Annotated in this window: 13 protein-coding genes; 5 read left to right on the top strand and 8 right to left on the bottom strand. The window is 72.1% G+C overall.

From position 1 onward, the window contains the following. Positions 1 to 51: 51 nt before the first annotated feature. Positions 52 to 1,632: an MFS transporter gene (locus tag A3CQ_RS0103505; protein ID WP_040431283.1), complete on the bottom strand. Its 1,581-nt coding sequence runs from the start codon at positions 1,630 to 1,632 to the stop codon at positions 52 to 54. A 76-nt stretch (positions 1,633 to 1,708) separates the two neighbouring features. Between A3CQ_RS0103505 and A3CQ_RS0103500 the strand changes: the two genes are divergently transcribed. Then, on the top strand, positions 1,709 to 2,497 hold the full coding sequence (locus A3CQ_RS0103500) for a maleylpyruvate isomerase family mycothiol-dependent enzyme (RefSeq protein WP_020509526.1): 789 nt from the start codon (positions 1,709 to 1,711) through the stop codon (positions 2,495 to 2,497). A 12-nt stretch (positions 2,498 to 2,509) separates the two neighbouring features. Here A3CQ_RS0103500 and A3CQ_RS0103495 read toward each other — a convergent pair whose 3' ends face one another. Together A3CQ_RS0103495 and A3CQ_RS51320 are read right to left on the bottom strand one after the other, a co-directional pair. Beyond that, positions 2,510 to 2,755, bottom strand: a complete 246-nt coding sequence (locus tag A3CQ_RS0103495; protein WP_020509525.1) for a hypothetical protein — start codon at positions 2,753 to 2,755, stop codon at positions 2,510 to 2,512. Between the two features lie 222 nt (positions 2,756 to 2,977). Further along, a complete protein-coding gene (locus A3CQ_RS51320) occupies positions 2,978 to 3,967 on the bottom strand; it encodes an RNA polymerase subunit sigma-70 (protein ID WP_020509524.1) in 990 nt (329 codons plus the stop codon). Positions 3,968 to 4,104: 137 nt separating this feature from the next. Here A3CQ_RS51320 and A3CQ_RS0103485 point away from each other — a divergent pair, with 137 nt between their 5' ends. From A3CQ_RS0103485 to A3CQ_RS0103475, 3 genes are read left to right on the top strand one after another with little or no spacing between them, the layout of a single operon-like run. Further along, positions 4,105 to 5,511 carry an MFS transporter gene (locus A3CQ_RS0103485; RefSeq protein ID WP_040431281.1) on the top strand — a complete coding sequence of 469 codons (1,407 nt, stop codon included), beginning with the start codon at positions 4,105 to 4,107 and terminating at the stop codon, positions 5,509 to 5,511. After that, positions 5,508 to 6,923: an MFS transporter gene (locus A3CQ_RS0103480; RefSeq protein ID WP_040431278.1), complete on the top strand. Its 1,416-nt coding sequence runs from the start codon at positions 5,508 to 5,510 to the stop codon at positions 6,921 to 6,923. Before A3CQ_RS0103485 ends, A3CQ_RS0103480 begins: the two co-directional genes overlap by 4 nt. Before the next feature lie 4 nt (positions 6,924 to 6,927). Continuing rightward, entirely contained in the window at positions 6,928 to 7,440 is a 513-nt protein-coding gene (locus A3CQ_RS0103475; protein WP_020509521.1) for a DinB family protein, read from the top strand. Here the strand turns inward: A3CQ_RS0103475 and A3CQ_RS0103470 are convergent, their stop codons facing one another. Beyond that, the gene (locus A3CQ_RS0103470) at positions 7,441 to 8,220 is read right to left on the bottom strand and encodes an SDR family NAD(P)-dependent oxidoreductase (protein WP_020509520.1); all 780 of its coding nucleotides are present in this window, start codon (positions 8,218 to 8,220) and stop codon (positions 7,441 to 7,443) included. 15 nt (positions 8,221 to 8,235) lie between these two features. Beyond that, the gene (locus A3CQ_RS0103465; protein ID WP_020509519.1) at positions 8,236 to 8,835 is read right to left on the bottom strand and encodes a TetR/AcrR family transcriptional regulator; all 600 of its coding nucleotides are present in this window, start codon (positions 8,833 to 8,835) and stop codon (positions 8,236 to 8,238) included. A 95-nt stretch (positions 8,836 to 8,930) separates the two neighbouring features. On the opposite strand from A3CQ_RS0103465, the gene A3CQ_RS0103460 reads away from it, so the two are divergent. Beyond that, positions 8,931 to 10,238, top strand: coding sequence for a cytochrome P450 (locus A3CQ_RS0103460; protein WP_026205244.1), 1,308 nt, complete (start codon positions 8,931 to 8,933; stop codon positions 10,236 to 10,238). Here A3CQ_RS0103460 and A3CQ_RS0103455 read toward each other — a convergent pair. Genes A3CQ_RS0103455 through A3CQ_RS0103445 form a run of 3 tightly spaced genes read right to left on the bottom strand, consistent with a single transcriptional unit; the run spans position 10,228 to position 13,552 of the window. After that, a complete protein-coding gene (locus tag A3CQ_RS0103455) occupies positions 10,228 to 11,355 on the bottom strand; it encodes a hypothetical protein (protein ID WP_020509517.1) in 1,128 nt (375 codons plus the stop codon). The genes A3CQ_RS0103460 and A3CQ_RS0103455 overlap by 11 nt on opposite strands. Then, a complete protein-coding gene (locus A3CQ_RS0103450; protein WP_020509516.1) occupies positions 11,352 to 11,858 on the bottom strand; it encodes an RNA polymerase sigma factor in 507 nt (168 codons plus the stop codon). Before A3CQ_RS0103450 ends, A3CQ_RS0103455 begins: the two co-directional genes overlap by 4 nt. A gap of 56 nt (positions 11,859 to 11,914) precedes the next feature. Continuing rightward, a complete protein-coding gene (locus A3CQ_RS0103445; protein WP_020509515.1) occupies positions 11,915 to 13,552 on the bottom strand; it encodes a DUF8823 domain-containing protein in 1,638 nt (545 codons plus the stop codon). Between the last annotated feature and the right edge of the window lie 94 nt (positions 13,553 to 13,646).

The raw sequence follows: 13,646 nt of genomic DNA, 5'->3' as shown, positions 1-13,646 counted from the left end.
TAACTGTCGGGAAATCTTCGCGCGCCGATAGAGGTCAGTCAATGGCCTGCGTCAGCCCAGCACCGCACCGTCCGTGTTGGACGGCTCGGGATCGGGCAGGCGCCGCATCCGGATCGAGTTCAGCAGGCCCAGCAGGGCGGCCAGCAGGGGGATGAGCAGAGCGACCTGCAGGGAGATGGGCCGGGCCTCGGTGTTGATGCGGAGGATCTCCGCCTTCACCTCGGGGGTCTGGCCGGCCAGCAGCTCGTCGAGGTGAGCGTTGGTCATGACCTCGGCGTTCTCGTCGAGCGCCTGCGCGACCTGGGTCTGCTGGGCGGGGGAGAGGACGGTGCTCGCGTCGGCCTTGTTGGTGAAGGAGAGGGAGAGCGCCGCCAGCATGATCGCGCCGGCGAACGCCAGCCCGAACGACAGCCCGAACGAGCCACCGGCCGAGTTCACGGCGGCGGCCTCGCTCACCCGCTCCTCGGAGATCGGCGCGAGCGTGTAGTCGTTGAGCTGCGACACCAGCAGGCCGAGCCCGGACCCGGCGATGGCCAGCGGGATCAGCAGGCCCCAGCCGAACTCCGCGCGCGGCACGATCGGGATCAGCAGCCCGACCCCGATGGAGACGAGCAGGAACCCGGCCCCGACGATGCTCGCCGGTCGCCGCCGCCCGGCCCGCTTGCCGGCCAGCAGGGCCACGGCGAACATGCTCAGCGACAGCGGCGCGATCGACAGGCCGGCCAGCATGGCGCTGTACTCCAGCACCATCTGCAGGTAGATCGGCAGCGCGATCATCAGGCCGCCCAGGGCGATCTGCTGCAGCAGCTGCTGGGAGATGCCCACCCGGAACATCGGCGACTTGAACAGGGCCGGGTCGAGCAGGTGCGGCTTGCCCGAGCGCGCCCGCCGCACCAGCCAGTACGCCAGCCCGGCCAGGGCCGCCACGCCGAGCAGAATGAGCCCGAGAACCGCCTCGCCGCCCTCCTGCCACACCAGGATGCCGAGCACGATGCCGCCCATGCCGATGACCGACAGGATCGAGCCGACGATGTCGATGCTGCGCTCGCCGGTGTAGGGGACGTTGCGGACGAGCCCGATGCCGGAGAGCACGCCGGCGATGATGACGACCTCCAGCGCGAATCCCACCCGCCACGACAGGTACGTGGTGATGAAGCCGCCGAGCAACGGCCCGACCGCGGCCGCGATCGCAGCCGCGGCGCCGACCAGGGCGTACACCCGCCGTTGCGCCGGCCCCTGGAAGTTGCCGTGGATGAGCGACTGCATGGACGGCAGCAGCAGCGAGGCGCCGATGCCGCCCACCAGCGCCCAGAAGATGATGACCACGGTCAGGCTCTGGGCCAGCGTCATCGCCAGCGCGCCGACGGCGTATCCGAGCAGGCCCAGCACGTACGCACGCTTGCGCCCGATGAGGTCGCCGACCTTCCCGCCGATCAGGATGAAGGCGGCGGACACCAGAGCCTCCAGGGCGATCGCGGACTGGACCCCGCTCGTGGTCGTGCCGAGATCGCGGACCACCGCCGCGATCGAGACGTTCATCAGCGACGTGTCCACGACCAGCACGAACATCGCCATCGCGAGCAGGATCGCGAGGCGTCCCTGTTTGCCGGCCAATCCGGTATCGCCACTCATCACGTCAGGCTGGGCGCGGCCGCGCGGAAGCGCCTCATCCCGTGAAGGTGATCGGGGGTGGATCTAGGCTTGGGTCATGACAACCCTTGCGGCCCGCACGATCGCGGCTCTGCGCTCCGAGCACGACGACCTGGCGTCGGCCGGCGCCACCATCTCGCCCGCCCAGCTCAAGGGCCAGTCCGGCGCCTCGGACTGGACCGTGGCGCAGGTCTTCTCCCACCTGGGCAGCGGCTCCGAGATCACGCTCGCCACCTTCCGCGCCGGCATCGGCGAGGCCGAGCCGCCCGGCCCCGGCTTCAACCAGAGCGTGTGGGACCGGTGGAACGCCAAGAGCCCCGAGGCCCAGGCCGCGGACGCGGTCGTGTCGGACGCGGCGCTGGTGGCGGCCCTGGAGGCGGTGGCACCCGAGCGCTATGACGAGATCGCGATCAACCCGGGCTTCCTGCCGCAGGCGCTCCCGCTGGCGTCGTACGCCGGAATGCGGTTGAGCGAAGTGATCCATCACGGCTGGGACATCCGCGTCGGCGTGGACCCGGCGGCGGCCCTCGCCGACGACTCGGCGGAGCTGCTGGCCGAGCACATGGTGGGCGGCCTGAGCTTCTTCCTGAGCTTCATCGCCCAGACCGAGGCCATCCGCGAGCCGGCCGTCGTCGAGATCGCCGGCACCCCGTACCGCATCGTCCTCGACGAGCGCGCCCACTTCACCTCGGACCCGGCCGCCGCCACCGCGACCTTCGACGGACCGCTCGAGGCGGCGCTGCGGCTGCTGGTCGGCCGCCTGACCCCGGCACACACCCCGCCCGGCCTCGAGGTCACCGGCAACGTCACCCTCGACGACCTGCGAGCGATCTTCCCCGGCTTCTGACCCGGGACCGGCTCACATCCTCTTGAAGCTGATCTTCTCGGACTCGGGTACCTCGGTTCCACCCGGACGATATGTCCATTCCCCGGTCATTCGCGCTCCACGCTGCTGCAGCAGGAACAGGCCGGTCGCCATGGAACCGGGGTTGCCCTTCGTCCCGAGGAGATTGACCACGACGTACGCGCCGCGCCGCATCGCCGTGATTTTGAAGGTGTGGCGATAGTCGTCCACACCGGCCGCCTTGGCGGTCCGCGTGATCACGGCCGACCCTTTCCAGTGGTAGAACCGCGGCGTCAGGTCCAGGTGGTAGGTGTACTCGCCGACCGGCGTTGTCGCCCCTCGGAGGTCGGATGTCGCGCCGGGTAGGGACCAACGATATTGGATGAAGATCGGTTCCTGGGACCGGCCGGAGGCCGCCGAGCACGTCGAGCATCGTCTCCGGCGGGTCCGAGGCGGTCTGCCGGTACGGCATGCGATGCGTGGTCAGCGACCGGGCGCTGTCGCGGGTCTGAGGGCCGGGGCGGTCTCGTCCAGGTGGGGCGGGAGGCCGGAGGGCTCGAAGAGGCTTCGATCGTGGAAGGAGACGATCCGGGAGACTCCGGTCCGGGTCAGGGTGAGGATCTGCAGGCCGTGCGGGTGGTAGCGGCCGTCGGCGCCGCGGGTGTACGTGGCCAGGGCCGGCTGGCCGTTGGCGGCCGCGGGGAGCGTGCGGAAGGGGCCGGCGCAGTCGACGACCGTGGTGGTCAGGAAGCGGGTGACCGCCTCGTTTCCGGCGAACCAGGTCAGGTGCGGCGGCATCTCCATGGTCACGTCGTCGCGCAGCACACGCAGCAGCTCCTCGGTGTCCGCGTTCTCGAAGGCGCGTGCGTAGCGGTTCAGCAGGATGCGGTCGCCGGGATTGGCCGGTTCGGCGAGCATCTCCTCGGTCAGGCCGGTCCGCGCCAGGTGGGCCCGGGCCCGGGCCAGGGCGCTGTTGACCGCGTCGACCGAGGTGTCGAGCAGATCGGCGACCTCGGCGGCGTGCCAGGCGAGCACGTCGCGCAGGATCAGGACGGCCCGCTGTTTCGCCGGGAGGTACTGCAGGGCGGCCACCAGGGCCAGCCGCACGCTGCTGCGGGTGGCGACTATCGCGGCCGGGTCCGGAGAGGGCAGCGGCTGGACCCAGGCGACATCGGGGCCGGCGACCGAGAGCGGCTGTTCGGGGTCGCCGGCCGGCCCCAGGCCGGCGGGCAGGACCCGGCGGCTGCTGTGCTCGAGCGCGGTGAGGCAGGCGTGGGTCGCGATGCGGTACAGCCAGACCCGCAGTGACGAGCGGCCCTCGAAACTGTCGAAGCCGCGCCAGGCGCGCACGTAGGTCTCCTGGACCACGTCCTGGGCGTCGTGCGCCGAGCCCAGCATGCGGTAGCAGTGCGCCAGCAACTCCCGGCGGTAGGGCTCGGTGAGGCGGGAGAACTCCTCGACGGGCTGCGTCATGGTGGTGCAGACCCGCGCGAGGCCGGGAACTGGTCGGTCCGCGAGCTGATTGTGGCCAAGACCACCCGCCGACGAGTTCGATGCGCGCGCCAAGTCTTCATTCGCGACCTCGTAGCCCGAATGAGACGGATGTTCCCATGTCAAGTTCACCGCCGGTCCGGACCGGCTGGACGTTGCTCCTCGCATCGATCGGCGCCTTTGTCACGTCCCTGGACGTGGTGGTCGTCTCCACCGCCCTGCCGACGTTGCGGGCCGACCTGCACGCGAGCCTTCCCGGCCTGGAATGGACGATCAACGCGTACAACCTGGCGTTCGCGAGCCTGATGCTCACCGGCGCCGCGCTCGGCGACCGCTTCGGGCGGCGCCGGATGTACGTCGTGGGCCTCGGCGTGTTCGCGGCGGGCTCGGCGGCCTGCGCCCTGTCGACCTCGGTCGGGACGCTGATCGCGGCCCGCATCTTCCAGGGCGCCGGCGCCGCGGTCGTGCTCCCACTGACCCTCGCGCTGATCAGCGACGCCTTCCCGGTCGAGAAGCGGGGCGCGGCGATCGGCATCTGGGGCGGCATCACCGGCCTCGGCGTGGCGGCCGGCCCGATCGTGGGCGGCGCCATCACCGAGGGCGTCTCCTGGCAGTGGATCTTCTGGATCAACGTGCCGGTCGGGATCGTCGCGCTCGTGCTCTCGCGCCTGCTGCTGCGGGAGAGCCACGGACCGCGGCCGCAGCTCGACCTCGCCGGCCTGTTCCTCGGCGCGTTCGCCCTGCTCGCCCTGACCTGGGCACCGGCCCGCGCGCCGAGTGTCGGCTGGGGGAGCAGCGAGGTCGTCGGCGCCGCCCTGATCGGTGTCGTCGCGATGGTCGCGTTCCTCATGTGGGAGCGGCGAGCCCCGTACCCGATGCTCCCGCTGGGGTACTTCCGGCGCCGGGCGTTCTCCACGGCGAACGCCGTCGTGTTCTTCCAGCAGGTCTCGCTGATCGGCTCGCTGTTCATGATCGCGCAGCTGTTCCAGACCGGTCTCGGGTACGGCCCGCTCAGCGCCGGCCTGCGGATCCTGGTCTGGACCGCGATGCCGATGCTGGTGGCGCCGATCGCCGGCGCGCTGGCCGACCGCGTCGGCAACCGGCCGTTCATGCTGTTCGGCCTGCTGCTGCAGGGCGCCGGGCTGATCTGGCTGGCCGCGGTCACCGAGGAGGGCGTCGGCTACGGCAGCCTGGTGTTCCCGCTCATCGTGGCCGGCACGGGCACCGCGATGTGCTTCCCGACCGTCGCCAACGCCGTGGTCGGCGCGGTCCCGATCGAGGATTCCGGGGTCGCGGCCGGCACCAACAACGCCCTGCGCGAGGTCGGCGGCGTGTTCGGCGTCGCGATCCTGGCCGCGGTGTTCAGCGCGAACGGCGACTACACGTCGCCAGCCCACTTCATCTCCGGCTTCAAGGCGGCCGAGGTGGTGGCCGCGGCGGTCGCGCTGGCCGGCACCGTCGCCGCGGTCCTGGCGCCCGCGAAGCAAAAGGCACCGGCGGCTCGAGAGGAACTGGTGCTGCGATGAGCGGAGCGACGAAGGCTCAGCGGTGGGTGCTCGCGCTCAGCTCCCTCGCCTCGTTCATCGTGGTGCTGGACATGCTGGTGGTGGCGACCGCGCTGCCGGCGATCCAGCGGGATCTCGGCGCCTCGCTCGAGGACCTCGAGTGGACCGTCAACGCGTACACGCTCAGCTTCGCGGTTCTGCTGATGACCGGGTCGGCGCTGGGCGACCGCTACGGGCGGCGCCGCGTGTTCGCCCTCGGGCTGGGACTGTTCGCCGCGGCCTCGGCCGCCTGCGCGCTGGCCACCCAGGCGGGGGCGCTGATCGCGGCGCGAGCCGTGCAGGGCGGCGGCGCCGCGCTGATCATGCCGGTCGCGCTCGGCCTGCTCAACGGCGCGTTCCCGCCCGAGCGGCGCGGCTGGGCGACCGGCATCTACGGCAGCGTGACCGGGCTGGCCGCGATCGCCGGGCCGATCCTGGGCGGCGTCGTCACCCAGCATCTGGCCTGGCAGTGGATCTTCTGGCTGAACGTCCCGATCGCGCTGGCGGCGATCCCGTTCGTGCTGGGCCGGATCGCCGAGGTCCGCGGGCCGGGCGGCGCTCTCGACCTGCCGGGCCTGGTCCTGGCGGCCGGGGCGGCGCTGGGCGTCACCTGGGCGCTGGTGCGCGGCAACGCGGCCGGCTGGGGCAGCGCCGAGATCGTGTCGACGCTGGCCGGCGGGATCGTGCTCGGCGGCCTGTTCCTCCTGCGGGAGCTGCGGACCGCCACGCCGATGCTGCCGTTGCGGCTGTTCCGTTCGCCGGCGTTCTCCGCGGGCAACGCGGCGGTCTTCTTCGTCAACGCGTCGCTGACCAGCGCGGTCTTCTTCACTGCCCAGTTCCAGCAGGTCGCGCTCGGCCACGGCCCGGTACAGGCCGGCCTGCGGTTGCTGCCGTGGGGCATCGCGCCGTTCCTCATCGCGCCGCGGGCCGGCGCGCTCACCGACCGGATCGGCGAGCGGAGGCTGGTCGTCGCCGGCACCCTCCTGCTCGGCATCGGCATGGGCTGGATCGCGCTCATCTCCGGGCCCGGCATCGGGTACGCGCCGACCGCGGTGGCGATGACCGTCGGCGGCGTCGGGTTCTCGCTGGCCCTGCCCGCCGTCACCAGGTCGGTCGTCAGCCGGGTCGCGCCGCCCGACATCGGCCGGGCGTCCGGCACCTTCAGCACGCTGCGGCAGCTCGGGGGCGCGTTCGGGGTCGCCCTGACCGGTGCGGTCTTCGCCTCGGCCGGCGGCTACGGCACCGCGCGCCTGTTCAGCGACGGATACGTCCCGGCCATGGCCGTCGCCGCGGCGCTCGCCTTCGCGGCCACGGCCGCCGGTCTTGTTCTGCCCGGACATCTTCGAATTCGGCAGGCCGCACCTGTCCAATCCCGGGCATCGGCTTCGTCATAGAGGCATGAGCGACATCGTCATCCCCAGGATCGACCGGCCCCGGCGCACCCTCAACGGATCATGGCAGGAGGTGATCGCCTCGAACCTCGACTACCACCGGGCGACCTTCCTCTGGAAATGCGCGGGCCTCACCGAGGGTCAGCTGCGGCGGCGCCCCCTGCCGGCGCAGCTGACCCTGCTCGGACTCATGCGCCATCTGCAGGGCGCCGAGCGCTACTGGTTCCAGCGGCGCCTCGCGGACACCACGCCGAACTTCTACCCGTACCAGGGCGAATGGAACGACGAGACCGACCCCACTCCCGCGGGCGTGGTCTACGCCGACTACCTGGCGGCGTGCCAGGAGTCGCGGGACGTGTTCGCGAAGGTCACCGAGGATCTTGATCGCGAGGTGCCCAATCCCGAGTTCGGGGAGGCGGACGTACGGTTCGTCCTCGCGCACATGATCGAGGAGTACGCCCGGCATGTGGGCCACGCCGATCTGCTCCGGGAGGCCATCGACGGCGCGACCGGAGAATAGTCAGTAGACCGTGTAGCCGCCGTCGATCACCAGCACCGAGCCGGTGACGAAGGCGGCCGCCGGCGAGCAGAGGTAGACGACGGTCGGCGCGATCTCCTCCGGCATCGCGTACCGCTGCTGCGGGGCATCCTCGATCCACATCCGGCGCAGCTCGGGCCGGTCGACCGGCGCCATCTCGGTCTTGACGTAGCCGGGCGCGACCGCGTTGACCCGGATGTTGTACGGCGCCCACTCGGCCGCGAGGGACTTGGTCAGCTGGTGGACGGCGGCCTTGGAGGCGTTGTAGGGCGCCTGCGCCTGCGGCCGGTTGACGATCAGCCCGGAGATGGAGCCGATGTTGACGATCGCGCCGCCGCCGGCCTCCCGCAGGTGGCGGCCGGCGGCGAGGCTGACCTTCCACACCGCGCGGACGTTCAGGTCGAAGACCTCGTGCCACTGCTCGTCAGTGGCGTCGGTCGCCGGGTTGTGGAAGCAGACCCCGGCGTTGTTGACGACGATGTCGAGGCCGCCGAGCGCCTCGGCCGCCCGGTCGACGGCCCGGTCCACGTCGTCGTCCACGGTCAGGTCGGCGCTTATCCCGTACGCCCGGACACCGGCGCTCGCGAGCCGGCCGACCGCCGCCTCGTTGGCCTCGCCGCCGCGGCCGACGAACGCGACCGTGGCGCCGCTGTCGGCCAGGGCCTGCGTGAACGCGTACCCGAGACCGCGATTGCCGCCCGTGACCAGGGCTTTCTTGCCTTCGAGCGAGAACGCGGACAGGCCTCGTGGGTAGCCGGACATGGTTGCCCCCTGGGGTTAACGGCGCGGACCCAGCAGCTGCTGGGTCGCCTCCACGGCGGAGTCGATGATCGTCGCCACGTCGTGGCCGTCCTCGACCGCGGTGGCGATCAGCTCGCGGAGCCCGCCGAGCAGGATGGTCGCGATCTGCTCCGACGGCGGCCGTACGCCCGCGGCGCGCAGGTGCGGCGTGTCGGTGAGCGCCTGGATCAGCTCGACGTACGACCGCATCGTCTCCCGCTGGAAATGGGGGGACGGGCCCTGGGCCAGCGCCGGCACGTCGCGGATCCAGCTGAGCGTGATCGGCGGGTCGGACTGGACCGCCGCGATCCAGCCCTCGATCGCCTGGCGCGCCTGCACCTCCCACGCCGCGACCGGGTCGACCGCCGCGACGATGCGGGCGATCGTCCGCTGGTTGCTCTCGTGCAGCAGCGCGACCAGGCACTCCTGGCGGTCGGCGAAATGCGCGTAGAACGTGCGGCGGGAGGTCCGCGCCGCCCGGACGACGTCGGCCACGGTCGTGTCGCCGTACCCGTGGGCGCGGATGCACTCCGCCATGCCCTCCAGCAGCCGGCGGCGGTGCGCGGTGGCCTCGACCGGCACGTCAGTGGTCGTCACACCGGACACGCTAATACGTGACGACAGTCTTGTGCTCGGCTGGTACGCGAACGTACCGTGAGGCGGTACGCGGACGTACCACCGGGAGGGTGGCCATGACAGCGACAACAGCGCCCGAAGCGGTTCTGCCCGACGGCCCGCACAACCACCGCCTCGCGCAGAGTGTGCGGTTCGTGGTCTCCCGCAGCGGCACCATGCGCCGCCTGCGCCGTCAGTACGGATCGGCCTTCACCCTCGACACGCTCAACTTCGGCCGCATGGTGATGCTCGCCGACCCGGCCGAGGTGCGCGAGCTGTTCCAGACCGCCCCCGAGCTGGCCGACACCCCCGACGTGAACCTCGGTTCCGTGCTTGGGCGGGGATCGTTCTTCGCCATCACCGGCGACGAGCACCGCCGGCAGCGCAAACTGCTGACCCCGCCGTTCCACGGGCGCCGGCTCCGGGCGTACGAGCAGATCATCGAAAGCGAGACGCGGCGCGAGACGAGATCGTGGCCGGAAGGCCGGCCTTTCCCGGTCATGCCGTCGACGATGCGGATCACGCTCAACGTCATTCTGCGGGCCGTCTTCGGCGCCGAGGGGGCCGAGCTCGACGAGCTGCGGGAGCTGTTGCCGCGGGCGGTCAAGCTCGGCTCGGTGCTGGCCGTGCTGCCGGCCGTCCGGCGAGACCTCGGCGGGTTCGGTCCCGGTGCGCGTTTCGACAAATACCGGCATCGGTACGACGAGATCGTCGACCGGCTCGTCGAACGCGCGACCGCCGACCCGCGCCTCGACCAGCGGGAGGACGTGCTCGCCCTGCTCGTGCAGGCCCGCTACGACGACGGCTCGCCGATGACCCGCGAGCAGATCGCCGACCAGCTCCTCACCCTGCTGACGGCCGGGCACGAGACCACGGCCACGACGCTGGCCTGGGCGGTCGAACGGCTGCGCCGCCACCCGGACGTGCTGGAGCGGCTGGCCGCGGGCGACGACGACCTGCTGGACGCCGCGATCATCGAGGTGCAGCGCGTCCGGCCGGTCGTCGAGTTCACCGCGCGGCAGGTACGCGCCGACACGCTGCGCATCGGCCGCTGGACCATGCCGCGGGGCACGGTCATGGGCGCGTGCATCGCCCTGCTGCACGAGGACGAGACGCTGTTCCCCGACCCGGCGCGCTTCGACCCGGACCGGTTCCTCGGCTCGCGCGCGGACACGTACGGCTGGATCCCGTTCGGCGGCGGCGTACGGCGCTGTATCGGCGCCGCGTTCGCCTCGCTGGAGATGCGGGTCGTCCTGCGCACCGTGCTGCGCGACTTCACCATCGAACCCACCACCGAGCGGGCCGAGCGGCGGCGTCCCCGCGGTATCGCCGTGGCGCCGGCCCGCGGCGGACGGGCCGTGGTCCACCGCCGCATCATGGTCTGAAGGTCAGAACAACCGCGGCCGGTTCGGTCCTACCGTTCGCCGGTAGGACACCCCGGGCGTACCGCAGGTATTTTCTATCCGCCCAGTCGATGCCGGACACGATGCGACTGCGGTCCGTCCCGGCCGCGAGCGCCGGGGTCGGAAACTCTTTCTGGATCTTGCCGGTCGCGGCGTCGACGACGATCACCCGCTGGCTCCACGAGCTCGCGTCCCGATGGGTCACCAGCGCGGCGACGCGCTTGTTGTCGGGGGAGAGCGCGTAGTACACGTCGGTGCACCCGCTGATCGCCGGGCGCAGCAGGGCGACCCGCTCGCCGGTGTGGGCGTCCAGGACCTCGGCCGAGCAGGTCCTGCCGAACTCGGCCGGCCACTCGACGATCCGGTCGGCGGTGGCCTGCATCCCGAAGTACGGCAGCTCGAACCCGGTCGGCGCGGTGCTGGGGGTCAGCCGCCGGACCGTCCCGGCCGCGATGTCGTAGGTGAGGAGCACCGGCCGCTGGGTGTCGATGGGGTCGCTCAGCTGCCACCAGAAGAGGGTCGTGCCGGACCCGGTCATCGGCATGGAACGGCCGGCGTGGGAGTTCGTCTCCGGCAGCGGCCGGGAGGACACCACGTGCCCGCCGGCGTCCACGACGACCACCCGATAGCCCTGTCTCGCCGACGCAACCCCGATGGTGGCGAGCTGCCCGCCCGGTAGGGGCGCCGGCCCGGCGTACGTGCCCTCGCCGAGCCCGGGCTGTTCGCCCACCGCGACGATGGTCGCGGTGCCGTTCACCGTGCGCATCTGCGCCGAGATCTCGCCGGAGGATCCCGGGACGTGGAGGCCGGACGGCAGGCCCTGGGTCACGGGCGGTTCGTCGCGGTTGCGCCACAGCCCGATCGGATACCGGCCGTGGGGGTCGCCGACGACGACGTCGTTCGACCGGATCATCGCCCGCACGCCCGGCACGGCCGCGCCGAGCGCCAGAACGACAACGCCCGCCATCGCGGCCCGCAACACCGTCCGCCGGCGCCGGAACGCGCGGGCCCGGGCCCGTACCCGGTCGAGATCCTGTGGCATCGGCGGAACGTGCGCGACGGCGGTCCGGACGGCAGCCTCGAGCTGATCGATGTTCATGAGACCTCCAGCGCTTTCCGGAGCACGGTCATCGCTCGCGACAACCGGCTGCGCACCGTGCCCTCGGCGATGCGCAGGACGGCCGCGGTGTCCGCGGTGGACAGCCCGAAGACGATCCGGCAGACGACCACCGCGCGGGCCTCGACCGACAGAAGTGTCAACGCGGCCGCGGCGTCCCCGTCCGGGCCGGGCGCCTCGACGACGGGCATCCCGTGCTCCGATTCCGGCAGGGCACGCTCGCGCCGCAGCTTGCGCCGCCAGGACGTCGCCCAGTTGAGCCCGACCCGGAAGACCCAGCCGCCGGGATTGTCACACCGGGAGACCGCCGGCCAGCGGACGAAGGCACGCGCCATCGCCTCGTCGGTCGCCTCGCGGGCCAGATGGACGTCGCCGAGCGCGACCGCGAGCGCGCGATGGACCCGATCGACCGACGCCCCGTAGAACGTCTCGAACGAGGAATCCGCGGGCGGCCCGTGCTCGGCGGCGTCCGGTGGCTCCGACACGATGTCAGTCTCCATGCGGGTACACGCACGAGAGCCCCGGGACGCTCCCGCGAGAGTCAGCTCGAGGTGGCGGCGGGGCACGGTGTGCCCCGATCCAGCGAGTACCGGGCCTCGATGGTGAAGTTCCCGGCCGTGGGGGCGACCAGCTCGGTCCACGTCCCGTTACGGACGAGGCAGGCCCGCGGGGCCGTGTCGTCGTCGGTCCCGGCGATGGCGAGCCACGGCGACCACGCGATCCGCACGATCGTCGAGCCCGCGCTGGGCAGATGGACGGTGAGGGTGGCCGGCCCGGCGTAGGTGACCGACGCGGGCGCCGACACGAGCGGGTAGGCGCCCTCCACCCGGTAGACGCGCCAGTTGGCGTCCTCCCACACCAGCGGCAGCCACGCCTGCCCGGCGGTGATCAGCCGGGCCTCGGCGACGCCGGCGCTGTCCGGCTCGGTCGCCGGCAGCACGATGTAGCCGACGCTCCAGGTGAGCAGCCATTGGTGATAGGTCGCCGCGGTCAGCGTGCCGTCGTAGAACAGCGGGTTGCGCTCGACGTCGGCCTGCCGGTTCCAGCCGCGGGCCAGATTCACGTATGGGGCTATCCCGGCCGCCTCCCAGTGCGTGCGCAGCGGCACCACCTCGACCCGGCCCCGCTGGGCGTTCAGGGCGAGCAACTGGTCGATCAGCGGCCGGGCGTCGTCGACGGTGGCGGTGGCGGTGGCCGGGGCGGTGCCGACCAGGCCGGGGACCGGCTGGACCACCGTCCAGATCGCCAGCGCGGCGGCGCACGCGTAGTTGACCAGCACCTTCCACCCGCGGGGCTCGGGCAGCGTCGCGACGCAGATGAGGATCGCCGCGCCGGCCAGCAGGGCGAGCCGCTCGACGTTGCTGCCGATCGGGGTGGGCAGCACCCAGCACAGCGTGACGCCGAGGGCGTACACCCACGCCCCGGCCCGTACCGTCCGCCACGCGGGCGGGGCCAGCAGGGCGACGCCGATCGCGGTGGCGACCGTGGGCAGCGCGGCATACCAATGGAATGGCTGAACCCCGGAAAACGGGAACAGTAAGGCCGTCACACCGATCACCACGGGCGGCCCGGCCGCGACCAGGTAGGCGTGCCGCCGCCGGCCGACCACGAACAGCGCGGCCGCCAGAACCTCGACGAACAGCCCGGCGACCGGGCTGCACAGGGTGGCGACCGTGCCGAGCGCCGCCGCGAGCGCCGGTTGCGGGCGGCTCTTCAGAACGTAGATGGCGGCCATCAGCGCGAACACCATGCCGAGCAGGTACGTGACCCGCCCGGCGGCGAGGTTGCAGCAGACGGCGACCGACCACCACAGGGCCACCGGCAGCGGGCGACGGATGCCGGCCCGGGTGAGCAGCACCGCGCCGAGGGCCGCGCTGCCGGTGCAGGCGAGCACCCCGGTCGTGCGCACGCCGAGCCAGGCCATCAGGTACGGCGAGACGACGCTGTACGACGCCGGGTGGATGCCGCCGTACCAGGACAGGTTGTAGGCCGCCCCGGGGTGGTGCCGGACGAACGAGGTCCAGGCGTACTGGGCGGCGAGGTCCCCGGCGTCGCTGGCCAGCCACAGCGCCCACGCCAGGCTGAGCACGCCGGCCAACAGCGCCGCGGCGACCGCGGGCCGCCTCCACCAGCGCGGCCACGCGACGACGCCGCCGTAAGCGGGGTCCAGTAGCGTCATGGGGTCGTCAAGTCCGTCCGTCGTGGCGGCAGACCGTACCACGCAAGATCTGAACGGCGTTCGGATCGGTCGATGAGCAACGCCGTAACCCGGA

It is taken from the genome of Paractinoplanes globisporus DSM 43857 (assembly GCF_000379645.1).
GTDB classification, from domain to species: domain Bacteria; phylum Actinomycetota; class Actinomycetes; order Mycobacteriales; family Micromonosporaceae; genus Actinoplanes; species Actinoplanes globisporus.
This window is presented reverse-complemented; position numbering and strand designations above follow the sequence as displayed.